This is a genomic window from Nonomuraea africana (assembly GCF_014873535.1).
Lineage (GTDB): Bacteria > Actinomycetota > Actinomycetes > Streptosporangiales > Streptosporangiaceae > Nonomuraea > Nonomuraea africana.
Window position 1 is genome coordinate 3,408,162 of the sequence record NZ_JADBEF010000001.1, and the last position, 22,463, is coordinate 3,430,624.

General features: G+C 70.7%; 17 protein-coding genes. 7 read left to right on the forward strand and 10 right to left on the reverse strand.

Annotated features, from left to right (window positions below; all coding sequences use genetic code 11):
* Positions 1 to 10 precede the first annotated feature (10 nt).
* Both H4W81_RS16135 and H4W81_RS16140 read right to left on the reverse strand, forming a co-directional pair.
* Positions 11 to 1,588 (reverse strand): alpha/beta hydrolase, encoded by a 1,578-nt coding sequence (locus H4W81_RS16135; RefSeq protein WP_192775561.1) that lies wholly within the window; start codon positions 1,586 to 1,588, stop codon positions 11 to 13.
* Positions 1,589 to 1,625: 37 nt separating this feature from the next.
* Positions 1,626 to 2,198 (reverse strand): DoxX family protein, encoded by a 573-nt coding sequence (locus H4W81_RS16140; protein ID WP_192775562.1) that lies wholly within the window; start codon positions 2,196 to 2,198, stop codon positions 1,626 to 1,628.
* Between the two features lie 99 nt (positions 2,199 to 2,297).
* Between H4W81_RS16140 and H4W81_RS16145 the strand changes: the two genes are divergently transcribed.
* From H4W81_RS16145 to H4W81_RS16155, 3 genes are read left to right on the forward strand one after another with little or no spacing between them, the layout of a single operon-like run.
* Entirely contained in the window at positions 2,298 to 3,158 is an 861-nt protein-coding gene (locus H4W81_RS16145) for a metallophosphoesterase family protein (protein ID WP_192775563.1), read from the forward strand.
* Complete coding sequence (locus H4W81_RS16150) at positions 3,155 to 3,847, forward strand: 4'-phosphopantetheinyl transferase family protein (RefSeq protein ID WP_192775564.1); 693 nt, start codon at positions 3,155 to 3,157, stop codon at positions 3,845 to 3,847. Before H4W81_RS16145 ends, H4W81_RS16150 begins: the two co-directional genes overlap by 4 nt.
* A 53-nt stretch (positions 3,848 to 3,900) precedes the next feature.
* On the forward strand, positions 3,901 to 6,207 hold the full coding sequence (locus H4W81_RS16155; RefSeq protein ID WP_192775565.1) for an ATP-dependent Clp protease ATP-binding subunit: 2,307 nt from the start codon (positions 3,901 to 3,903) through the stop codon (positions 6,205 to 6,207).
* A gap of 40 nt (positions 6,208 to 6,247) precedes the next feature.
* On the opposite strand, the gene H4W81_RS16160 is transcribed toward H4W81_RS16155, so the two are convergent.
* On the reverse strand, positions 6,248 to 6,943 hold the full coding sequence (locus H4W81_RS16160) for a winged helix-turn-helix transcriptional regulator (RefSeq protein WP_192775566.1): 696 nt from the start codon (positions 6,941 to 6,943) through the stop codon (positions 6,248 to 6,250).
* 408 nt (positions 6,944 to 7,351) lie between these two features.
* On the opposite strand from H4W81_RS16160, the gene H4W81_RS16170 reads away from it, so the two are divergent.
* The gene (locus H4W81_RS16170; RefSeq protein ID WP_192775568.1) at positions 7,352 to 8,251 is read left to right on the forward strand and encodes an aldo/keto reductase; all 900 of its coding nucleotides are present in this window, start codon (positions 7,352 to 7,354) and stop codon (positions 8,249 to 8,251) included.
* 55 nt (positions 8,252 to 8,306) lie between these two features.
* Here the strand turns inward: H4W81_RS16170 and H4W81_RS16175 are convergent, their stop codons facing one another.
* Both H4W81_RS16175 and H4W81_RS16180 read right to left on the reverse strand, forming a co-directional pair.
* Positions 8,307 to 8,972: a response regulator transcription factor gene (locus H4W81_RS16175; RefSeq protein ID WP_192775569.1), complete on the reverse strand. Its 666-nt coding sequence runs from the start codon at positions 8,970 to 8,972 to the stop codon at positions 8,307 to 8,309.
* A 101-nt stretch (positions 8,973 to 9,073) separates the two neighbouring features.
* The gene (locus tag H4W81_RS16180) at positions 9,074 to 10,315 is read right to left on the reverse strand and encodes a LeuA family protein (protein WP_192775570.1); all 1,242 of its coding nucleotides are present in this window, start codon (positions 10,313 to 10,315) and stop codon (positions 9,074 to 9,076) included.
* Between the two features lie 204 nt (positions 10,316 to 10,519).
* Here H4W81_RS16180 and H4W81_RS16185 point away from each other — a divergent pair, with 204 nt between their 5' ends.
* Together H4W81_RS16185 and H4W81_RS16190 are read left to right on the forward strand one after the other, a co-directional pair.
* Entirely contained in the window at positions 10,520 to 11,536 is a 1,017-nt protein-coding gene (locus tag H4W81_RS16185) for a UbiA family prenyltransferase (protein ID WP_192775571.1), read from the forward strand.
* Positions 11,537 to 11,591: 55 nt separating this feature from the next.
* Positions 11,592 to 12,695: a sensor histidine kinase gene (locus H4W81_RS16190; protein ID WP_192775572.1), complete on the forward strand. Its 1,104-nt coding sequence runs from the start codon at positions 11,592 to 11,594 to the stop codon at positions 12,693 to 12,695.
* On the opposite strand, the gene H4W81_RS16195 is transcribed toward H4W81_RS16190, so the two are convergent.
* Entirely contained in the window at positions 12,644 to 13,978 is a 1,335-nt protein-coding gene (locus H4W81_RS16195) for an MFS transporter (RefSeq protein WP_192775573.1), read from the reverse strand. The genes H4W81_RS16190 and H4W81_RS16195 overlap by 52 nt on opposite strands.
* A gap of 148 nt (positions 13,979 to 14,126) precedes the next feature.
* On the opposite strand from H4W81_RS16195, the gene H4W81_RS16200 reads away from it, so the two are divergent.
* On the forward strand, positions 14,127 to 14,858 hold the full coding sequence (locus H4W81_RS16200; protein ID WP_192775574.1) for an AfsR/SARP family transcriptional regulator: 732 nt from the start codon (positions 14,127 to 14,129) through the stop codon (positions 14,856 to 14,858).
* A gap of 8 nt (positions 14,859 to 14,866) precedes the next feature.
* Here the strand turns inward: H4W81_RS16200 and H4W81_RS16205 are convergent, their stop codons facing one another.
* Genes H4W81_RS16205 through H4W81_RS16220 form a run of 4 tightly spaced genes read right to left on the reverse strand, consistent with a single transcriptional unit; the run spans position 14,867 to position 22,459 of the window.
* Positions 14,867 to 15,796, reverse strand: coding sequence for a hypothetical protein (locus H4W81_RS16205; protein ID WP_192775575.1), 930 nt, complete (start codon positions 15,794 to 15,796; stop codon positions 14,867 to 14,869).
* The gene (locus tag H4W81_RS16210; RefSeq protein WP_192775576.1) at positions 15,793 to 16,527 is read right to left on the reverse strand and encodes an NADPH-dependent F420 reductase; all 735 of its coding nucleotides are present in this window, start codon (positions 16,525 to 16,527) and stop codon (positions 15,793 to 15,795) included. Before H4W81_RS16210 ends, H4W81_RS16205 begins: the two co-directional genes overlap by 4 nt.
* Complete coding sequence (locus H4W81_RS16215) at positions 16,524 to 16,973, reverse strand: acyl-CoA thioesterase (RefSeq protein WP_192775577.1); 450 nt, start codon at positions 16,971 to 16,973, stop codon at positions 16,524 to 16,526. The genes H4W81_RS16210 and H4W81_RS16215 overlap by 4 nt, the downstream gene beginning before the upstream one ends.
* Positions 16,940 to 22,459 carry a type I polyketide synthase gene (locus tag H4W81_RS16220; protein ID WP_192775578.1) on the reverse strand — a complete coding sequence of 1,840 codons (5,520 nt, stop codon included), beginning with the start codon at positions 22,457 to 22,459 and terminating at the stop codon, positions 16,940 to 16,942. Before H4W81_RS16220 ends, H4W81_RS16215 begins: the two co-directional genes overlap by 34 nt.
* Between the last annotated feature and the right edge of the window lie 4 nt (positions 22,460 to 22,463).

Sequence of the window (22,463 nt, forward strand, 5' to 3'; positions counted from 1 at the left end):
GACCCCCACCTCACCACATGATCGGCGACAACCAGCTCAGGACCCAGGCCACCGCCCCTGCCTGGACGAACGCGGTGAGCCTGTGGTCGCGGCCCAGGGCGTACAGGCCGTAGGCGGCCAGTTCGAGCAGGAGCAGGAACGGCCCCAGCACCATGACGTACAGCCCCAGCATGCCAGGCAGCACCTGGGTGATGACGCCGATCATGACAATCGCCAGCACCAGGAGGCGGGCGGCGAGCGATCTCGCCGCGGCGGCCGGCGGGCGGCCACGGCGCAGCATCCGGTCGACGGCCAGGAAGAAGGGCAGGATCAGGGCGGCGGTCAGCGCCCAGATCAGCACGCGCTCGGGGGTGGGCACCAGGCCGTGCACCATCGCCCCGAGCGGTGTCAGCAGCACGATCACGCCCACGAGGACCAGAGCGGCGGGCGCGAGCGTGTGCCGCGCGGACCACGCTTCCTGGGCAGGGAACCAGCACCGCGCCGGAGTGAGCCGACCCACGGCGAGGAGGATCGTTCCGGCGATGCCCAGCAGCAACGCCAGCGCGCCGCCCGCCTCCATCCCGAGGAGGTGGCCCGCGTCGCCCCAGGCCAGCCACGGCAACGGCAGCAGCAGCGCGCCGACCACGAGCGGGAGGCCGAGGGCGGGACGTCCCGCTTCGGCGGGCGGGCGGTTCGTGCGGGCCAGCGCTCCGCCGGCGAAGCCCACGAGCGTGAGGAGTACGGCGGCGCATACCAGGTAGAGCGCCGTCAGCGCGGGCCGCCGATCCGCGGCACCGGACGCCGCGGCGGGACGGCCGGTCGCCTTCGCCACCCAGTCCACCACGTATCCGGCGGTGGTGTCCGAGAAGAGCATCGTCAGATGGTTGGTCCCGGCCACCTCCCGCAGGGCCACGGCCGTGCCCTGAGCCTGGTCGCCGTAGACCTGACCGTAGGAGAGCGGGGTGCCCGACCACAGGCGTGCCGTACGCTCAGCGCCTTCTCGCACGACGCCCGCATCGCCCTCCGCCACCACGAACAGGACGTTCTTCGCTCTGGTGGTGGGCTCGATCCCGCCCATGGCGCCGCCCATGGCGACGGTGGCGACGGGCCGTCGATCGCGCACCGCGAAGTCGAGCACTCCGGCGGCGCCCATCGAGTGGCCGACGACGACGACCTTGGCCGCGTCCACGTAGGGCACCGTGCCCAGCCAGGTGAGGACCGCGTCGAGATCGGAGCGCATGCCCTCGAACCCGGCGGACTGGTGCCGTTCGGTGCTCAGGCCGTGGCCGCGGAAGTCGAAGGTGACCACCGCGTAGCCCGCGGCGGCGACGCGCCGCGCGAGCACGCTCATGGTGGCCTGATCAGCCGAGTGGCCGTGTGCGAGCACGACCACGGGCGGCCTGCTCCCCGGCGGAGGCGGGTCGGGCATGCCCAGGACGCCCGGAGCCGTGACCGCGCCCGGCACGTAAAGCGTGGCCGGCACACGGCCGTCGACGAGCACCGGGCGGTGCGGCACGCCGCCGCGCTCCTCCCCGCCCAGCGCGAGGGCCAGCCAGCCGCCGACCACCACGGACACGAACGTCACCAGAGCGACGAAAGCTCTGTTCACCGGGTCTCCTTGGGTACGGCGGCCCGCCGGCCGAAGATCAGCTGAGGAACGGGACGATGGCGACGAAGGCGAGCACCGCGAGCACGATCGAGATCGTCCTGGCGCGGCCGAGGGCCCGGCCGGACAGCTTGCTGTCCACGGCGAACCTGCCCGCTCCCGCCAGCAGGAGGCCCAGCCCGCCGGCGAGCACGGCCAGCTCCCACTCGAAGCCCGTCGGCATGAAGAAGCCGCCGCCCGCGGACAGCTTGATGTAGCTGGAGGCGGCCATCGTGACCACCACGATCGCCGCGCCCACCGAGGTGAGCAGCCCTACCAGGAGCAGGACTCCGGCGATCACCTCGGTGATCGCGGTGATCCACGAGAAGGTCTGGGATGCCCCGACCCCCTTGGAGCCGAGGTAGCCGGCCATCTTGGCGGTGTCCCATCCGGTCCACGCGCCGAACAGGTTCTGCACGCCGTGCAGCAGGAAGGTGGCGCCGAGCGCCACACGAAGGACGAGCAGCCCGGCACTCACCCAGGTGTCCCGGACCGCCGCCGTCGACCAAGAGCTGGCACTGTCACCGTTCACTTCGCCGTCCCAGTGCCGTGGACGGGCTGCTTCGGTAGCCATACTCGGCAAGGTAGGCAGGCCTCGGCCGGCCCGCTCGGCATCTGTCGGCGGGGCGACAGTTCACTGGGCAATCGAGCGCTGTCAGGCGATAGTCGGAGTATGGGCACTCGAGGAGGTGTGGCGGCGGGAAGACTGGTCGCCGTCAGCGACCTGCACGTCGCCTACGCGAGGAACCGGGAGCTGCTGGAGGACCTGCCCCGCGAAGCGACGGACGACTGGTTGGTGATCGCCGGTGACGTGGCCGAGCGCTGGGAGGACATCGCCTGGGCGCTGGCCACCCTGCGCGATCGCTTCGCCAAGGTGGTGTGGGCCCCGGGCAACCACGAGCTGTGGACGGTACCGGGCGACCGCCTCCAGTTGCAGGGCGACGGCAAGTACCGAGCTCTGGTCCAGCTGTGCCGCAGCCTGGGTGTGCTGACCCCCGAGGACCCCTTCCCGGTCTGGACGGGGGAGGGCGGGCCGGTCACGATCGCGCCCCTGTTCGTCCTGTACGACTACAGCTTCCGTACGGCGGGCTGCACCACCAAGCAGGAGGCGCTGGCACTGGCCCACGAGGCCGGCGTGGTCTGCACCGACGAGTTCCTGCTCCACCCCGACCCCTACCCGAGCAGGGAGGCCTGGTGCCGGGCGCGCGTGGCCGAGAGCGAGCGCAGGCTGGCGGCCTGCGATCCCGACGTGCCGATCGTCATGGTCAACCACTTCCCGCTGGTTCGCGAGCCGACGGCGATCCTGCGCCACCCGGAGTTCGCGCTCTGGTGCGGCACCGAGCTGACGGCCGACTGGCACCGCAGGTTCCGCACGGCGGCGGTGATCTACGGCCATCTGCACATCCCCCGAGTCACCTGGCATGACGGCGTGCGCTTCGAGGAGGTCTCCGTCGGCTACCCGCGCGAGTGGGAGCGGCGTGGGCACCCGCACGACATCTTCCGCCAGGTCCTTCCCGTACTGGAGCCGGCGTGATCGAGGAAATCCTGCCCAAGGGCGTCGCTGTGGCCGAGCTGTTCGCTGACCGGCCCGGCGCCATGCTGTTCGAGGAGGAGGCCGTCGCGGTGCAGCGGGCGGTCGACTCCAGGCGCCGCGAGTTCACCAGCGGCCGCGCCTGCGCGCGGCGCGCCCTGGCCCGGCTCGGGCTGCCTCCCGTCCCCGTGCCCCGAGGCGAGCGCGGCGCTCCCGCGTGGCCCGACGGCGTGGTCGGCAGCATCACGCACTGCGAGGGTTACCGCGCGTGCGCCGTCGCGATGGACACGCAGATCCTGACCATCGGGATCGACGCCGAGCCGCACGAGCCGCTGCCCGCCGGGGTCTTCGACATGATCTCGCTGCGAACCGAACGCTGGGCGCTGGCCCGGTTGCCCTCCGGCGTGCACTGGGATCGCGTGCTCTTCAGCGCCAAGGAGTCGATCTACAAGGCCTGGTTCCCCCTCACCCGGCGCTGGCTGGACTTCTCCGAGGCCACCGTCACGATCGACCCGTCGGCGGGGACGTTCCACGCCCGCCTGTCGAAGATCGCCACTGTCCACCGAGGTGGGCTGCTGACGGAGCTCGCGGGAGGGTGGCGCGTGGCCGACGGTTTCGTCCTCACAGCGATAGCTCACCCGGCGGATCGAGCCGCATCACTTGTGAGCGAACCTCTTGCCATGAACCTATGAACAAGCGAACTTTAGAAAGTAGTAGTTAGCATCGGCCATCCGGGGAGCGAGGAATGTTCGAGAGATTTACCGACCGCGCGCGGCGGGTTCTCGTCCTGGCTCAGGAGGAGGCCAGGAAGCTCAACCACGACTATCTCGGGACCGAGCACATCCTGCTCGGCCTCCTCCTGGAGGGGCAGGGCGTCGCGGCGCTCGCCTTGACCAAGCTCGGCATCGGGCTGGAAGCGGTCCAGACGGGTGTCGTCTCGATCAGCCTGCCCGGCGAGCGGCCCCATGACGGGCACATCCCCTTCACCCCTCGCGCCAAGCGCGTGCTCGAGCTGGCGCTCCGCGAGGCACTCTTCTTCGGCCACGACCACATCGGCACCGAACACCTCCTGCTCGGCCTGATCAGGGAGGGCGAAGGGGTGGCCGCGCAGGTGCTGGCCACCCAGGGAGCCGAGCCCACCGGCATCCGCAACGAGGTCACCAGGATCCTCCAGGGGGACGAGATCGGGGACGAGGACGACCAGCGGCCCCCGGTCGCGCCGCCCAAGCCCAAGTCCTCCATCCTCGACCAGTTCGGCATGAACATCACCGAGGCGGCCCGCGAGGGCAGGCTCGATCCGGTGATCGGCCGTGAGGAGGAGATCGAGCGGGTCATGGAGGTGCTCTCCCGGCGGACCAAGAACAACCCGGTGCTGATCGGCGAGCCCGGCGTCGGCAAGACCGCCGTCGTCGAGGGGCTCTCCCAGATGATCGTCGATGGGGACGTGCCCGAGACGCTCAAGGACAAGCAGCTCTACACGCTCGACCTCGGGGCTCTGGTCGCGGGCTCGCGCTATCGAGGGGACTTCGAAGAGCGGCTGAAGAAGGTGCTCAAGGAGATCCGCACCCGAGGCGACGTCATCTTGTTCATCGACGAGCTGCACACGCTGGTGGGGGCGGGGGCGGCCGAGGGTGCGATCGATGCGGCCAACATCCTCAAGCCCATGCTGGCGCGTGGCGAGCTGCAGACCATCGGGGCCACCACGCTCGACGAATACCGGAAGTATCTGGAGAAGGACGCCGCCCTGGAGAGGCGCTTCCAGCCGATCCAGGTGGCCGAGCCCTCCCTCACGCACACGATCGAGATCCTCAAGGGGCTGCGTGACCGCTACGAGGCGCACCACCGTGTGTCGATCACCGACGGCGCGCTGGTGGCCGCCGCACAGCTGGCCGACCGCTACATCAGCGACCGCTTCCTGCCCGACAAGGCGATCGACCTCATCGACGAGGCCGGCTCACGCATACGCATCCGCAGAGGCGCCCACCCCGTGCCGAGTGAGGTGACCGAGGAGCTCATCGCCGAAGTGCTGGCCAGAGCGACAGGCATCCCGGCCGTCAAGCTGACCGAGGAGGAGGCGCAGCGGCTGCTGCGCATGGAGGACGAGCTCCACAAGCGGATCATCGGCCAGGACGACGCCATCAAGGGCCTGTCGCGGTCCATCCGGCGCACCCGCGCCGGTCTGAAGGACCCGCGCCGTCCCGGCGGCTCGTTCATCTTCGCCGGCCCGTCCGGTGTCGGTAAGACCGAGCTGTCCAAGGCTCTGGCGGAGTTCCTCTTCGGCGACGAAGACGCTCTGATCATGCTGGACATGTCGGAGTTCATGGAGAAGCACACCGTCTCCAGGCTGTTCGGCTCGCCTCCCGGCTACGTCGGGTACGAGGAGGGCGGCCAGCTGACGGAGAAGGTGCGGCGCAAGCCGTTCTCCGTGGTCCTGTTCGACGAGATCGAGAAGGCACACCCGGACATCTTCAACTCGCTGCTGCAGATTCTGGAGGACGGTCGGCTGACCGACGCCCAGGGCCGGGTGGTGGACTTCAAGAACACCGTCATCATCATGACCACGAACCTGGGCACGCGGGATATCTCCAAGGGCATCGGGGTCGGATTCGCGAAGTCCGACGACAGCGAGTCGAACTACGAGCGGATGAAGGCGAAGGTGCAGGAGGAGCTCAAGCAGCACTTCCGGCCGGAGTTCCTCAACCGGGTCGATGACATCGTGGTCTTCCACCAGCTCGCGTCGAAGGACGTCATCCTCATCCTCGACCTGATGCTCTCGCAGGTCGCCGACCGGATGAAGGATCGTGGCATGGGGCTGGAGGTCTCCGCGGAGGCCAAGCGGTTCCTGGCCGAGCGGGGCTACGACCCGGTCATGGGCGCCCGGCCGCTGCGCCGTACCATCCAGCGCGAACTGGAGGACATGCTGTCGGAGAAGATTCTCTACGGCGAGCTGCGCCCCGGCCAGAACGTGCTCGTCAGACTGAGGCAGGGAGTCCTGCACCTGACCGGCGCGGAACAGCCTGCACCGTCACCCGTTCTGCCGCTACCGTCCTGACCTCTCACCCCGTCACGTCCGCGAAGCGGCGACGCCCCGCTCAGCGGCTTGCGGCACCGCGCGCCTGGTCGGGCGACCCCTCGGGGACCAGGCCGAGCAAGGCACTCACCCGCAGGATCGCCTCCGGGTCGCCCTGCAACGTGAGCCGCCCCGACACCACAGCGCCGAAAGGCGAAAGCTGCTTGGAACCGATCTCCATGAACGTGTGGGCATCCGTGATCGCGGTCACCGTGGGCGACCCGGGATAACGACCCTCGACCGCGCTGGCACTGCCATCCCTGACGAGAACATGGAAGAGCACATCATCAACCCGGAACTCGTAAGCCTCGTCCCGGTCGGGCACCCGCGAGTCATCGATCATCGCCTGCACCGCCAGGAACCCCCAGTGCGGCCGCACGACATCCTCGGGCGTCGGCGCGTCCAGGAACGGCAGCCCCCAGCGGGCCAGGCTGAGCACCGGCTCACGCAGCTGCCGGCCGATCTCGGTGAGCTCGTAGCCCCGATCCTTGCCCTGATCGTCGGCCACCTTGCGGAGCACGCCCTCGGCGGTGAGGAACTTCAGCCGCTCGGCCAGGAGATTGGTGCCGACGCCCGGCAGCGCGGCGATGAGGTCGCTGTAGCGGCGCGGCCCGAGCAGCAGCTCCCTGATGATGAGCAGCGTCCACCGCTCACCGATGACGTCGAGGGCGGCGGCGAGCCCGCAGTACTGACCGTAGTTACGCCTGGCATGGACCATGCGCTGCCTCCAACGCACCGACGGTGACCACCTTCACCTCGCCACTCTATTTTATTCAAGTGGCGAGGAGAACCGTGGAGCTCGTAGCCGCTTGGCGTACCCGGACGGCCAGGCAGGGGCTGCCCCGGCGAGCAGGAACCAAGGACGGCCCCAAGCTAGGCATTCGCTAAGCGGCCGCGAACCCGGAGGAACACACTTGAGGCATCCATGCGGGGAGGGCCCGCCCTCCCCGGCGCAAGACCCAGGGGTGCACCATGATGACTCGATTGCAGCTTGGCGCGATCCGCGCCCCGGTGGACGGCGCAGACGAGATCCCGGCCCGTGAACCCCGGGAGATCGCGCATGACCGGTTGCGCGAGCACACCCTCCACACCACATGCGTCGGACTTCGCGTACTGCTCTGGATTGATGTCTGAGAGCACACCGGCCACCGCGCGCCTCAGGAAGATCGGCGCGCGCGAGCTGACGCTACCGGCGATCGGCCTCGGCTGCGCGGCCCTGAGCGGCTTCTACGGAGCGGTGAAGGAGGCCGACGGCGTGCGTGTCATCCGGCAGGCGCTCGGACTCGGCCTCGCCCTCCTGGAGACCGGCCCCAGCTCGGGTCGGGCCAACGGTGTCGTCCGGCAAGCTCTCATCGGCCGCCGCGACCGCGCGATCGTGGTGGCGGGAGACAGGACGGGGGATGTGGAGCGGGCCTGCGACACATGGCTGCGCGAGCTGGACACCGACCACCTCGACCTGTTCCACGTGAGCCATTCCGCAGCTGGGCTGGAAGAGGTGGTGGGCAGGGTCGGCGCCCTGGTCACCGCCGGAAAGGTCCGCCATATCGGGCTCTCCGACGTCTCCGCCGACCAGCTCCGCCGGGCGCACCGGGTTCATCCCGTGACCGCGCTCGTGAGGGAGTACTCACTCATGCATCGCGACATCGAGGCAGAGGTGCTCCCCGTCGCGCGCTCCCTCGGCATCGGAGTGATCGCCGGCCGCCCGCTCGGCCGGGGATTCCTCACCGGCAGGATCCGCGCTCCCGAACACCTGAGCTCCGGCGACCTGCGCCGGCTCGACCCCCGCTTCCGTGGCGAGCGGCTGCTTCAGAGCGTACGGCGGCTGCCGCTCGCCGAGGAGATGGCCGCCGAGCTCAACGTCAGCCTTTCCCGCCTGGCTCTCGCCTGGCTGCTCGGCCAGGGGGACGACGTCGTGGTGGTCCCGAGCACGCGCAACCCGTTGCACTTGGAGATGAACGTCGCCGCTCAGAACGTACGGCTGACGCCCGAGCAGCGTGCCAGGCTCGAGCGCATCTTCACTCCCTGAGGCCCGCACCGGGTGAGTCCCCGCGGGAACACCTGGTATCCCCCCTGCAGCCCGCTCAACGTCCGTTGTGGACCTTGTCGACCTTGATCAGGGACGCGCTGACGGCCTTGTTGACCGCGTCGATCCTGGACACGGCACCCAGCTTGATGAAGATATTGCGCAGGTGCCGCTTGACGGTGGCCTCCGTCAACCCGAGCCGGGAGCCGATCTGGGTGTTGGTGAGCGCCTGAGCGGCCAGGGTGAGCACCTCACGTTCCCGGTCCGACAGCAGGTCCGACGGTTGACCGTCGACCTGGGCCAGGCTCTCTCGGGAGACGGCGAGCAGCACCCGCCCGTCGCCGCATCGGGCGCTGTAGATGGCCGACACGACTTCCTGGATGCTGGCGCTCTTCAGCAGATAGCCCCTGATCCCCGCGGCGAGCAGGCTGCGGAGCAGCTCAGGCCCGTCGTACATGCTCAGGATCAGCACCTGCGTCTCGGGCGAGTGCCGATGGATGCGGGCCACGGTCGTCGGAGCGTCGTCACCGGGGATCTCGACGTCGAGCAATACGACGTGCGGCCGCTCCTTGGCCGCGAGGGCGACCGCCGACTCGCTGTCGCCGGCCTCCCCCACCACGACCATCCCAGCCTGTGCCTCCAGGAGTTCGCGCAGCCCTTCCCTCACCAGAACATGATCATCGACGAGCAAGACCCTGATGGGTTCCTGGGCCTCGCGTGTCATCGCGGTCCACCCACGTGATAGCCCCTCCGGGATATATCCGGCGTCAGCTGACAAGCCGGACTCAGAGTAACTCACGTCGACGGCCAGCGCGATGCATCGCGTCAGCTTCTCGCTCCCGCCATCGCAAGGAGTTCGGAGTCGGTCAGCACTCGGGGGGATCGATGCGCCAGGCGAAGGATGTCCTCGACCACATCCCCATCAGCGGGAAGGCCGCGCTGGCGCATCCAGTGCAACACGTTCCACCGGCCACTGGCGGGCCCGATGTCGATCTGCTGCGACCTGCCCACCTCGGAGGCGGGAACGGCGGAGTAGACCCGGTCCGCGAGCCGCAGGTTCCCCGAGAACTCGGCCTTGGCCACCGCGGCGGCGTGCACACCGGTCGCGGTGCGGAAGGCGTCGGCCCCGACCACCGGGTAGTCGACGGGGATCGGCCGCTCGCAGGCGGCGGCCGCGGACGCGCAGTAGTCGGGTAACGCGCGCAGGTCACGTGTGTCGCCGGACAGGTGCAGGTTCACCAGCAGCTGGTCCATGGCGGTGTTGCCGCAGCGCTCCCCCATGCCGAGCGCGGTGCCGTGCACCCTGTCGACGCCCGCCTCGATCGCGGCCAACGCGTTGGCCAGGCCCAGCCCCCGGTCGTTGTGCCCGTGCCATTCGATGGGCACGGACTCGAAGCCGTGCGCGGCAAGGACCTCCTCGCCCACATATCCGACGATCGCCCGGGTGCCACGCGGCGTGGCGTGTCCCACCGTGTCGCAGAGGCAGATCCGCTCGGCGCCTTCGTGCAGGGCCACGTGGGTGATGAGCCGGAGCATGTCAGGGCAGGTTCGCGTGGCGTCCTCCACCACGATGCACACCTGCAGATTCTCCCGCCGCCCGAACTGCATGGCCGCCGTGACCGAATTTACCAGATGGTTTTCCGTCCAGCCCTCTGTATATATCCTTATGGGGCTCGTTCCGATAAACGCCATTACCCCGATGGCGCGACCCGTGGCCTGGCTGATTTGGGCGATGGGAATGATGTCTTCCGCGACGGTGCGCGCGGCGCAATGGAGGTTCAGCGGCAACTGCAGGTCCTGGGCGTGCTGAGCGAGCCGGGCGGCGAAGAGCGCGGCCTCGGGGCCGGTGGCCGGCATGCCGATGCTGGCGGCGTCGATCCCCAGCCTCGCCATCAGCCGCAGGAGCTCGGCCCGTTCGTCGAGGGTGGGCTGGCGGACGGAGGGGCTCTGCAGCCCGTCACGCAGCGACTCGTCGTTCAGCTCCACCTGCCCGGTCGGCTGCGGCTCGGGTGGGCGGACGTCTGACTGGTTCCAGTCGAAAATTACCTCGCCTGTTCCGCTTCTCATTTCCGGGGCGCCGTCCTCTCTTATAATGAGATGGCCGAGACGGTAGGCCGACGTTAACAACGGAACCTGACGCCAACAAGTCCAGGCCCGAAAGAACGGGTGGCGCAGAGGCCGGACAATCGCCGGTATCGAAAGATGTAGCATCCGCTGCCTCCTTCGAAGATCTGCATTAACGGAACTCCGCGGGCGGCTCATAATCACGCCATGGTGACCCAGGCAGCCGTTCCGCACCGCGTCCCCACTCGTACGCTCCTGAAGTGCCTCGTCGAGGCTCGCCCGTCGGTCCTGGCGATGTACCTCCTCAGGTTCGCCACCGGCGCGGCGCTCGGGGTGTCCGCCATGATCGGGGGATCGGCGCCGAGGGTGGCGGGTGCCACGCCCGAGCGGATCGGGTCGCCGGCCATGCAGGGGCTCGGAGGGGCCGCGGAATGGCTGGGGTGGTCGGCGCCACGGGTGCTGGGCGGGGCGGCGGTATGGGTCCTGGCGATCCTGTCCGCGTACCTGCTCAACGGAGTATCCGACGTCCAGGAGGACAGGGCCAACGACTCCCGCCGCCCCATCGCGGCAGGCGAGTTGCGACCGGAGTCGGCCGCGGCGGTCGCGAAGGCGGCTGCGGTGCTGTCCCTGGTGGGCGCCGTCTTTCTCGGCCCCACGCCCACACTGGCGGTGACGGCCGTACTGGTGCTCGGCTACGCGTACTCGATGCCCCCGCTCAGCCTCAAACGCCACGCACCGGGCGCGGCAGGCACGGGAGTGGCCGCCGCTCTCCTCAGCTACCTGGCCGGATACGCCAGCGTCGCCCAAGCGACGGCACCGGGCGCGGGGACCCTCGTGTTCTCGGTGGTGATGTCGCTGTGGGTCGGCCTGGTGGGGACACTGGCCAAGGACCTCCCAGACGCGCCGGGTGACGCCGCGGCGGGACGGCGCACGGTCGCGGTGCTGTACGGCGAGCCGCTTCTGCGTCGAATCATGGCGCTCGCGGCCGGCGCCCTGGGTGGGGGCCTCTGGCTGGCCGTGGCGGCCGTCGCGCCGGAACTGAGCCTGCCGGCCTGGGCGCTGACGTTGGGTGCGGGTGTGGTCGCCGTGCTGGCCCTGACCCACGTGACGCGGGGCGACCGCTCCAGGAAACGCCGCCTTTACCGAGCCTTCATGGCTACACAGTACGTGACACATCTGTGTCTACTGGTGTCAGTCGGCGTACCCTCAATGGTGTCCAGTTGACACCGTTGCTCCCCAACATGGCGGGCTTCGGTCGGTTGCCGCGAGTGGAGGGCCCGTGGCCGCAGACGCCAAGCCGAATGGGTCGCCGTGGGACGAGTTAGCCCAGTCCCTTGAGGGGGAGCGAGCCGCGATGCTGCTCGCCTACGAGAAGGAGTTGCACGAGGCAGGCAATCCGATCGTCCGCGAGCGCGAGTCGAGAGCCCAGACACTGGCTCAGGCGAACGCCACCCTGACCGACCTGATCCGCAGCCTGCGGGACCGGGAGGTCACCATGGACACCGAGCGGGGGCTGCTCACCAGGGACATCGGGGAGAGCAGGGCCGCGAGCCGGCTCGACCCGCGTGACTCGCTTCGGGCGGCGGGCACGCTCTTCGAGATCATCCTGGCCCAGGTGGAGCGCCGGATCGCCATCGAGCAGGGCCCGCTTGAGCTGCTGACGCTGACCGCCCTGGCGGTGAACGAGAGCATCAACACCAGGATCAGGGAGGCGGCCAGCGCGTACACCGGCTACCTGCTCAACATCATCCACCAGGCGCATCTCAACGAGCGACGCCGGATCGCCCGCGAGCTGCACGACCGGGTGGGGCCAGGTCTCAGCGTCGCCCACCGCCAGTTGGAGCTCTTCGAGATGTTCGACACGAGCGGGCCGTCGCGGGCCGCCTCCAGGGCGGAAAAGGCCAAGCAGGCCGTCGGCGAGGCGATGCACAGCCTGCGCGCCGTCACCTCGGAGCTACGCTTCGAGGACACCGTGACCAGCATGGAGAAGGCGCTGCTCACCTTCACCGAGACATTGCGCACCGACGAGGTGACCATCAGGGTGAGCGTCAACGGCGATGAGGCGTGGGCGCCGCCTGCCGTACGCGATGAGTCCTTCCTGGTCATCAGGGAGGCCATTCGCAATGCCGTCGCCCACGGCGACCCCGGCGTGGTGCTGGCCAGGATCGACATCTCACCCCATGACCTGCGGGCCTTCATCGAGGATGACGGCATCGGGTTCGACACCGACCGGGCGGGCAGATCGCGCAGCGTCGGGCTGTCGTCGATGCGGGAGCGGGCCGAGCTGATGGGCGGCACGCTCAACGTCTCCTCCTGGCCGGGCCGCGGCGCTCACGTCGAGCTGCTGGTTCCGCTGCCGGGACGCCGGGAGGCCACCGGCTGACCGGCCAGGTCGACCGCGCGGGTCTCCGGCGCGAACAGGACCGCCACCAGCGAGGCCGCCGCCAGCACCACGATCAGGACGGCGAGCGGCCACGACGCACCACCGGCCGCCTGGACGAGGGCGGCGGCGACGAGCGGCGTGGGGCCACCGAACAGGGCGGCGCTGGTCTCCCGCGCGACCACGACGCCGCTGAAGCGATACCGGGTCTCGAACATCTCGATGAACAGCGAGGCCTGAGCCACGCCCATGGCCACCAGGCCGACGGCCATGGCCAGCGCGACCGCGGCCACGATGAGCGCGGGCCGTCCCGTGTCCAGCAGGAGGATCATCGGCCCGGCGAAGGCCATCAAGAACAGGCAGCCGAAGAACCAGACGGGTCGCCGTCCGACCAGGTCGACCAGCCGGCCGAAGAGCGGTACGGCCAGCACCGCGGCAGTCCCCGCCACCACGTTGGCCGTCAACCCGACGGCCGGCGGCAGGCCCAGCGTCCGGCTGACGTAGGAGAGCAGGAAGACAGACACCAGGTAGTAGATCGCGACGAAGGGCCCGTTGGCCGCGAACGCGATCAGCAGGCGGCCGGGCCGGCGGCGGATCAGGTTCCACAGCGGCAGCCGTACCGGCCGCTCCGAGGAGGCCCGGAACGCCTCCGTCTCGGAGATCCGCATCCGCGCGTAGAGGCCCACCGCCAGGGTGAAGACGCTCAGCAGGAACGGAACTCGCCAGCCCCAGGCGGCGAACTGGTCGGGAGGCAGGGTGGCGAAGCCGGCGAACGTCACCGTGGCCAGCACGATGCCGGCGAAGTAGCCGATGCTCGGCAGCGCGGCCCGCATGCCTTGGCGCTCCCGCGGGCCCGATTCGGCCGCGACGAGGATCGCGCCGACGTATTCGGCTCCGGCGCCGAACCCCTGCGCCACGCGGAGGAGGACGAGCAGGACAGGGGCGGCCACTCCGATGGTCTCGTAGCCGGGCAGTACGCCGATGCCCACCGTGGCCGTGCCCATCAGCAGCAGTGTGAGCACCAGGACGGGGACCCGGCCCAGGCGGTCGCCTAAGTGGCTCATCACGATGCCGCCGATCGGTCTGGCGAGCAGGCCGACGGCGAAGGTGGCAAGTGAGGCGAGCATCGCCGTACCCGGCCGGGCCTCGGGGAAGAACTGGTCGCCGAAGACCAGTGCGGCGCCCAGCCCGAACAGCGCCAGGTCGTAGGACTCGATGACGGTGCCCACGACGGTCGCGGTCACGACGCGGGGCCCGGTGTTCACGCGGTCAACATCGGCTGCCATGAAACCCCCAAACCACCTCACTCTAGGGCGAGCCCGCGGCCCTTTGTATCCTTCGGACCACGAAGCGATCCTTTGGTGAGCGGCCTTGTCCACAGGAGGGGCCGGCCGTACCGTCGAGCCGTCCATGGGACGGAAGGACGGTGCTCAGATGATCGAGTTCCGCGTGCTGGGCCCGGTCGCGGTGTGCCGTGACGGCCGCGACATCACGCCCAGGGCGGCACGCCTGCGCCAGGTGCTCTCGCTGCTGGTCCTCCAGGGGAATCAGGCCGTGCCGCTCGGCGCGCTGCTGGACGAGCTCTGGGGGGAGCACACTCCCAAGACCGCTGTGACGACCGCGCAGACCTACGTCTACCGCCTTCGCACTCTGCTGGGGAGAGCTCACCTCGTCACCACGCCGCACGGCTACCTGCTGCGCGCGGAGGACGACGCCGTGGACGCCAGGCGGTTCCACCGGCGTCTCGACGAAGGTCACCGGCTGCTCGAGAAGGGCGACCGGGAAGCCGCCGCCCGCGCCCTCAGGCAGGCGCTGAGCCTGTGGACCGGCGCCGCCCTGGCGACTGTGGCCCAGGGGCGGGCGCTGCAGGCTCACGCGGTCTTCCTGGAGGAGAAGCGGCTGCAGGCATACGAGCTGGCCATCCAGACCGAACTGGACCTGGGGCTGCATCGCCAGCTGGTGGGTGAGCTGCGCGGGCTGGTGACGACCCATCCGCTGAACGAGTGGTTCCACGCGCAGCTCATCACCGCCCTCCACCGGTCCGGGCGGCGGAGCGAGGCGCTGCTGGCCTACGAGCACCTGCGTGCCGTACTCGACAGCGAACTCGGCGTGGACCCGTCCCCCGAAGTGGAACGGGTCCAGCGCGAGGTGCTGTCGATAGGCTAGGGCGTGTTCTACGCCCAGGGCGCTATCGGATACCAGATGAGATCGCGGCGGGCCAGCAGCCTGACGTCCCAGTACAGCAGGGTGAAGACGCCGACCACGAGGAGCGCGGCCCCGGCGACCACGGCCGCCCGGCCCGGCTTGGCCTGGAACCACCGGTTCACCCGGCCGCCCGCGACCCCGGCCAGGACCAGGAAGAGCACCGCGACCAGGAGGATGTTGCCGGCCGACTGCAGGACGAAGGCCAGCGCGCCGTAGAGGGCGTCCTGGCTGGCGGCGGTGTCGCGGAAGAGCTGCCGGAACAGGCCGTACGGGCGCCCGACGAGGAAGCCGCCGATCAACGCGCCCATGAGCAGGACACGAGCGTGCGGGAAGCGCGCCGAGACTCGCCGCAGCGGGTCCCGGACCACGCCCAGCGCCGCCAGCCCGAGATAGATCATCACCAGCCCGATCAGGCCGAAGGTGACCATGGACTGGATCGAACGCGGCGAGAGCCCGGAGCCGGAGGGCGCGGTCGAGGCCTGCGGCATGCCCTCGCCCACCAGGGCGGCGATCACGCCGTAGGTGGCCGACACCACCACCATGCCCACGACGAGCCAGCCGAGCGGGCGAAGCGCCCTGACCAGGCGGCCGCGCACGCCCTCCCCCTCGCCGAACAGGGGCGCGAGGGCGCCGAAGACGGCCACGTTGCACGCGGTGAACGTACCGGCCACGCCGGTCACGAAGGCGAAGATCATCCCCGCCGCGGTGCCCGTGAAGACGAAGTCCTGAGGGTCCTCCCCCAGGAGGGCGGTGGCGACGGTGCCGCCGATGACCTTGTCGACGAACGTCGCCGACCAGATCATGCTCAGCACGGCGCCACCCAGCACGCTCAGGATGACGATCAGGGTTCGCCGGGTGGGCACCTCGGCCTGCCGCGCGGTCTGCTGGGTAAGAGTCATGACGTCCCTCCCTGAACGGCGCCCGCCTCCGCGGCCTGGACCCGGACCAGCGGCAGCCCCAGGGTCTCGTCCGCGTCGGCGGAGTTGTCGATCTGCAACAGCAGCCAGCTGAGCCCCTCGACCCAGCGGCTGCTCGACAGTGCTCCCGCGTCGGCCGTCTCGAAGCCGATGCGCTGGACGAGGTCGGCCACGCAGGCCTTGGCCCACATGTCGTCACCCGCCACGGGAATGGTCAGCCGCTCGTGGCTGGAGCTCAGCTCGCCCAGCCGCTTGGCGGCCACGCAGTTCAGCGCCTTCACCACGTGCCCGGCGGGCATGGCCTGCGCGATGCGCTCGGCGGCGGACAGCTCGGGCCGCTCCCGGCCTTCCAGGAGACCGGGATTGGACACGTCGATGAGCACCTTGTCCTTGACCAGGCCCCGGATGCGCGGAGCGATCTCCTCGCACGTGACGTCGACCGGTGTGGCCAGGATCACCACGTCACCGTTGGCCACCGCCCATTCCAGCGGGCCGGCGACGGCGCCCTGGACCTGGCGCGCCAGCTGGGCGGCAGACCGGCGCACCCGGCTGGTCAGGAACAGCCGGGTGCCCTTGCCGGCCAGTGCGCGCGCCAGCGCCGTGCCCATCTGGCCGCAGCCGACGATGCTTATCGCGGTCTTGGTACCCGATGGCATGACCGCGGCCCGGCGCCGTGCCGTGCCTTCCCGCCACCGCAGGGTCTGTGTGTTCACTGAACTCCTCCACCTACCAACTGGTCCGAATAGCGCTCGAGAGCCCGCCGCAGCTGGCCTGGAACGGCCACCGGCGCCAGTCCCCGGTCCGTGCGAAGCATGCAGGCGATCGTCTGGGATCCCCGCGCCACCAGCTGCGCGGGGTCGATGTTGACCCGGTAGTAGGCGAAGTCCATGGTGACGCGGTTGTGGTCCAGGCCACTGAGGGTCATGCGGATGGAAACCCGGTCGAAGGCGTACAGCTCGCCGAAGTAGTCGCACGAGCACGCCAGCGTGACCATCGCGAGATCGTCGCCCAGCTGAGCCAGGATCTCCGGAGTGTGCTCGGCCAGGAAACGTTCCCTGCACTCCCCCTGCCAGGTCAGGTGTTTGGCGAAGTAGACGTTGCCGACCAGGTTGGTGTCCGCGAAGGTCACGAGGTGCTCGTAGGCGTAGTAAGGGCGCACAGTTCTCCTTCCATGAATACGGTGATGGCGACCGGGTTCTGCTCCCCCTCGACCTGCACCAGGGCGGAGACCAGCAGGTCGTCGCCCGCCCGGAGGACCGCCCAGCCCTGGTCGTAGAGGCCCTGGATCACAGGCGGCGCCCCGTCGTGCCGTCCGGCTCTGGCAAGGCAGTCCCGGATGCCGCGCGTGCGCGCCAGCACGTGGCCCACCGGCTCGGCGGCCAGCCGTACCAGCTCGCCGGTCAGGCTGGGCCAGGGATCCGCACCATCGGGTACGGCTCGCGCGACCTCCGCGCGCGCCAGCATCGCGGAGTCCGGCGGCAGGAGCTCGAGTTCGAGGTCCTCGCCGAGGTCCAGCTCGACATCCACACCGGGCACGTGGGAGGCGAGCGCGCGGGTCAGGTAGGGCCGCAGGAGCAGCCTCGGCCAGCAAGTGAAGGCCGGCAGCGGCCCGACGTCCCGCAGCCGCAGCCCCTCCCAGGTGACGACCGGCTCCCCCGTGACCTGGGAGACCACCACGTCATAGGTGTAGTCAGCGCCCTCCCTGGACCGCTCGGCCGCGGCGAGCACCAGGTGGTCGCCCGAGACCGCCCGCTGATGGACCGTCAGGCGGTCGCAGCCGACCGGCAGCAGCCGCCGGTGAGGAACGCACGCCTGCAGGACGTGGATGGTGGCGTCGTTGCGCGCGTGGTCGCCCAGCTCGGTGTCCCCTGCCTCACCACCGGGCGCGAGTACCGCGGTGCACGCGGTGGCCTCCAGGTGCTCGTAGCCTCGCAGCAGCTGGAACGCGGGCCCGTGGAAGAACAACCGGCCGTAGAGCTGGACGGCGTCGTGCCGCGGCACCGGCGACCGGTGCGCAGGCACCTCCGGGACCGCCGCCGCGTCCGCAGGGCCACCGACCCGGCAGCTGAAATGATCGACGGCGAAGCCGGTCTCGTCGCTGAGAATCGCGACGTCGACCCCCTTGTCCTCGCGCACCTGGGCGCAGATGCGGATGGTGCGGCCGCCCTCCTCGGGGACCACGATCGGGCGGGTGAAGCGGCCGAACTCCAGCGAGGTCGCGGCCTGCCCGGTGAGCAGCCGCGCCGCCTGTGCCATGGCCTCCATGGCGCAGACCGCGGGCAGCACGCGCAGGCCGTCGATCCGGTGGTCGGCCAGGAACGAGTCCCGCTCCGGGGTGAGGACGGCTTCGGCCACCAGCTCGGCACCGGGCACGTGCAACCGCACGTGCTCCAGGTAGCGAGCCGTTCCCGGTTCGGTGACCTCGGCACGGTCCAGCGAGGGATGCCTGCCGGAGATCACGAGCGAGGGCTGCTGCGGGCGCGTCGCCAGCACCTGGAGCAGGAACTGCACGCCGCGGGCCGCGGGCAACGGCGTGACACCGACCCGTTCGAGGTCGTGCAGGACGTGCAGCCGCTCCCCCATGCCCGCGCCCGACCAGGCCGTCCAGTCGAGGTTGCACACGTAGGCGCTTGGCAGGCGGGTCCGCAGGGTGCGCATGAACTCACGCATGCGGCCGTTGGCCAGCGCGTAGTGGGCCTCACCGTGCAGGCCGTACCTGCCGATCACGGATCCGTAGGTGATCACGACGCGCAACCGGTCGGTGTCCAGCGCGTCCAGGACCGTGCGGAGCCCGCGCACCTTGGGTGCGGCGTGCTCGGCGAAGTCGGCGGCGCTCAGGTCGGTGAACCTGGCCGGACGGTTGACGCCACTGCTGTGCACGAGAGCCGTGACGGGGCCCAGGGCCCGTGTGGCGGCCGCGGCCCCACGGCGGACGGCCTCGGCGTCGCAGACGTCGGCTGCGGCGTAGTGGAAGACCGCTCCGGTCTCCCTCAGCCTTTCGAGGTTGGCGCGCAGCTCCTCGTCGTGGCCGGGGTCTCCCCGGCCGAGCAGCGCCAGCCGTACCCCTCGCGAGGCCAGCCCGAGAGCGGTCTCCAGGCCGATGCCCCGGCCACCACCGGTGATGAGCACCACGTCGTCGGGGCCGAGCCCGATGTCCGGCCCCGTGGCGGGCTCCAGCGGCCGGTGGGTGACGGCGAAGATCTGCGCATCGTCGCAGACGAGCAGGTCTTCGACCATGGCGCCGGGAGCGCCGATCACCTTGGCCAGCGTGTCGGCGGCCACCGGGCAGCGGCCGGGGCAGTCGGTGCGCACCAGGCGGATGACCTGGCCGGGGTGCTCCTGGCGGAGCGTTCCGACGAAGCCGGAGGCGGTGTCACCCTGGTCGATCACGACCAGTGGCGCTCCGGAGGCCACGGCCTGACGGGAGGCGTCAATGAGGACGGCGATGTCCTGGTCGCCGGGGTTGGCGGGGAGGAAGACCAGCATGGCCGGAGGTGCGTGCGGCGCCGTGACCAGGCGTGGCTCGACCACGTCACGCAACGGCGCGAGGCCGTGCACCTGCCAGGCGTGGGGCTCGGCGGGCGCGTCCGGGAGCTCCACGGGATGCGCTTCGGGCACGAAAAGGCGATGCCAGGGCGACAGTCCGCGTGGCACCGCCGACTCGGCCTCCCGGGCCCCAGCGGGCAGCTCCCGCACGGCGGCGACCAGGTCGGCCACCGTGGCGTCGGCGAGAGAGGGCGGCAGCTCGGGGACCGCCCTGTCACAGGCGTTGGCCGCGTCCACCACGAGCTGGGCCACGCGCAGCGAGTTGAGGTGGAGGTCTCCGATCAGCAGGTCGGTCTCGCTGATCGCCTCGCTCGGCAGCTCGAGCGCCGCAGCGACCAGATCGCGCACCAGCGCGTCGACGTCGCCGCCCGCGGTGCCCCTCTCGGGCTCGGCGAGGGCCGCGGTCTCCCGTGTTGTCTGCTCGCATGGGTTGACCAGGAAGGACGGGTCCCGCCACAGGTCGAAGGGACGGTGGAAGCCTGAGGCGAACATGGCTCGCAGATCGTCCACGGCGCCGACAGCGTGCAGCGCGGCGGCTACCTGGCACAGTCCCTCGGCCGAGGCCGCCCCCACGTCCAGGGAGACGGCGGGCACGTCGGTGATGCCCCCGGTCAGGGTCGCCAGCCCGCGGCCCGGCCCCACCTCCACGAGCAGGTCGCAGTCCCGTGAGAGCAGCTCGACGGCCTGGCGGAAGAGCACAGGGCCGGTGACCTGCGCGGCCAGCGCCCGTCGCAGATCCGTCGCGGGCGTCGCCCTCGCGCCCAGAATCGTGGAGTACACGGGCCGGGAGATGGGGGTCATCGGCATCGTGGCCAGATGGTTGGACAGGGGCCACTCCGCCGCGAGCATGGCCCTGGTGTGGAAGGCGTGGCTCACCTGCAGCCTGGTGCACTGTATGCCGTCCCCCCGCGCCCCTGCCAGCACGCGCTCGAGGTCCCCGACCGGGCCGCCGACGACCTGGGAGGCGCCGTTGTCCGCCGAGATCACCAGCTCGGTGTCGTCGATCAGCCGGGCCACGGTCTCGGCCGGGGCCTGAATGGCGGCCATGCCCGTCCCCGCCTCGCCCTCCTCGCTCATCACCCGGCCGCGGAAGGTGGCCAGGTCCAGGGCGTCCGATTCGGAGAAGGCGCCCGCCCAGCACAGGGCGGTGATCTCGCCGAGGCTGTGCCCGACCGCGGCGACGGCGTTCACCCCCAGCCGGTCCAGCCAGCGCAGGCCGGCCATGGACGCCGAGAAGATCTGGGGCTGGGCGATCGAGGTGTCCACGGGCCCGTCATCGCGTTCGCCGGTGCCGAAGGAGACCTCGGGCAGCACGGAGCCGAGAGCGCCGGGGCCGGTGGGCACCGGTGCGCCCTGCCCCGTGAACAGGAGGCCCACCCGGCCCTCGACTCTGTCGGAGACGAAGATCCCCGGAGCGGTGAGCAGCCTGCCCTCGCCTGCCTCGGCAAGCATCGCGGCGGCCTGCTCGGCGCGCCTGCTCAGCTGTGCCGGGTCTCGCGCCACGATGCCGACGCGGTAACGGCGGCGGCCGGTCGAGGCCGCCAGGCTCGCCGCGAGGTCCACGTGGTCGGCGAAGGACATCGTCGCGGCCATCGCGGCAGTCCTCGCCAGCGTTGCCCCCAGTTCCTCGACGGTGTCCGCGGCGAAGACGAACGCCTCGTGGCTGCGCGGACGCCCGGCCATCCGGCGCTCGGTCGCGGAAAGGGGGCGACCGACCGGCCGCATGGCGGCTTCGAGCACCACGTGGGCGTTGATGCCGCCGAACCCCATGGCGCTCACCGCCGCCCGCAGGGGCGCATCGGGCCAGGGCTCGGCCTCTGCGACGACGCGGAGCGGGACACCCGCCGCACGCAGCAGCTCGTGCGGCTCCTCACAGCCGGTGGTCGGGGGGATGACCTGCCGTTGCAGAGCGGTGGCCGCCTTCAGCAGCCCCGCCACCCCGGCCGCCGCCTTGGTGTGGCCGATGTTGGCCTTGATGGAGCCCAACGCGGCGGGCGGTAGCTCGCGGCCGCCGCGCTGGGCTTCCATGAGGGCGGCCAGCTCCACGCTGTCGCCGACAGCGGTGCCGGTTCCGTGTCCCTCGAACAGTGAGACGGTCTCGGGCCCCCACCCGGCACGCTGGTAGGCCCGCTCGATCGCCAGCAGCTGCCCTCCGCGTTCGGGCCGGGTGATGCCGCCCTGACCGTCTGATGAAACGCCCCAGCCGCTGATGACCGCGACCGGGACGCGGCCCGCGGCCAGTGCGTCGTCCAACCGCATCAGCGCCACCATCCCGCAGCCCTCGCCGGGCCAGAACCCCGTGGGCCGGGCGTCGTAGACGCGCATGGCTCCGTTCGCCAGCGCGCCGGTCCTGGCGAACCCGACCAGCTCGAAGGGGTCGAGGCTGAGGTCCACACCGCCGGCCAGGGCGAAATCGACCTCTCCGTCCCGCAGCGCCGTACAGGCCGCGATGACCGCGAGCAACGACGACGAGCAGGCCCCGTCCACGGTGTAACCGCCGCCGCCCAGGTCGAAGTAGTTGCAGATGCGGCCGGCGATGGTGTTGGCCAGCGCGCCCGCGAGGGTCTCGTCGGACGGCTCGGCGAAGGGCGCCTTGAAGATCTGCTCGGCCCGCGCCAGCACACCACGCAGGCGGTCGGGGTCCTCAGCCGCGAGCGCCTCGCGCATCACGCGTTCCACGTACGGCCAGCGCAGCCGCAAGGCGGCCGCCCGGCTGAACTCCCCGGCCATGGTGTTGCCCACCACCACGCCCACGCGTCGCCGGTCCAGCCCTTCGGCCCCGCCGTACCCGGCGTCGGCCAGCGTGTCCGCGGCGACCTCGAGGGCCAGCCAGTGCGCCGGATCCGTGGCCCGGTGCACCGGGCCGGGGATGCGGAAGCGGGACCGGTCGAACTCCCAGCCCTCCAGCACCGCGGCGTGCCCGACGTAGGTGCGGTCGGGGTCGCCGGGATCGGCGCTGCGGTAGCCCGGATCCAGCCGGACCGGGGGGATCGGCCGGAACGTTCGGCGGCGGGACAGGACCAGTTCCCACAGCTGCCCGGGGTTGCGGGCGTCAGGGTAACGGCAGCCCGTCCCCACGATGGCGATGGCAGAACTCATGATC

Excerpts from the sequence above, each read along its gene's own strand:
- H4W81_RS16205 (WP_192775575.1), bottom strand. The coding sequence starts at position 15,796 with ATGACTCTTACCCAGCAGACCGCGCGGCAGGCCGAGGTGCCCACCCGG.
- H4W81_RS16170 (WP_192775568.1), top strand. The coding sequence starts at position 7,352 with ATGTCTGAGAGCACACCGGCCACCGCGCGCCTCAGGAAGATCGGCGCG.
- H4W81_RS16200 (WP_192775574.1), top strand. The coding sequence starts at position 14,127 with ATGATCGAGTTCCGCGTGCTGGGCCCGGTCGCGGTGTGCCGTGACGGC.
- H4W81_RS16180 (WP_192775570.1), bottom strand. The coding sequence starts at position 10,315 with ATGAGAAGCGGAACAGGCGAGGTAATTTTCGACTGGAACCAGTCAGAC.
- H4W81_RS16145 (WP_192775563.1), top strand. The coding sequence starts at position 2,298 with ATGGGCACTCGAGGAGGTGTGGCGGCGGGAAGACTGGTCGCCGTCAGC.
- H4W81_RS16195 (WP_192775573.1), bottom strand. The coding sequence starts at position 13,978 with ATGGCAGCCGATGTTGACCGCGTGAACACCGGGCCCCGCGTCGTGACC.
- H4W81_RS16155 (WP_192775565.1), top strand. The coding sequence starts at position 3,901 with ATGTTCGAGAGATTTACCGACCGCGCGCGGCGGGTTCTCGTCCTGGCT.
- H4W81_RS16140 (WP_192775562.1), bottom strand. The coding sequence starts at position 2,198 with ATGGCTACCGAAGCAGCCCGTCCACGGCACTGGGACGGCGAAGTGAAC.
- H4W81_RS16160 (WP_192775566.1), bottom strand. The coding sequence starts at position 6,943 with ATGGTCCATGCCAGGCGTAACTACGGTCAGTACTGCGGGCTCGCCGCC.
- H4W81_RS16185 (WP_192775571.1), top strand. The coding sequence starts at position 10,520 with ATGGTGACCCAGGCAGCCGTTCCGCACCGCGTCCCCACTCGTACGCTC.
- H4W81_RS16175 (WP_192775569.1), bottom strand. The coding sequence starts at position 8,972 with ATGACACGCGAGGCCCAGGAACCCATCAGGGTCTTGCTCGTCGATGAT.
- H4W81_RS16220 (WP_192775578.1), bottom strand. The coding sequence starts at position 22,459 with ATGAGTTCTGCCATCGCCATCGTGGGGACGGGCTGCCGTTACCCTGAC.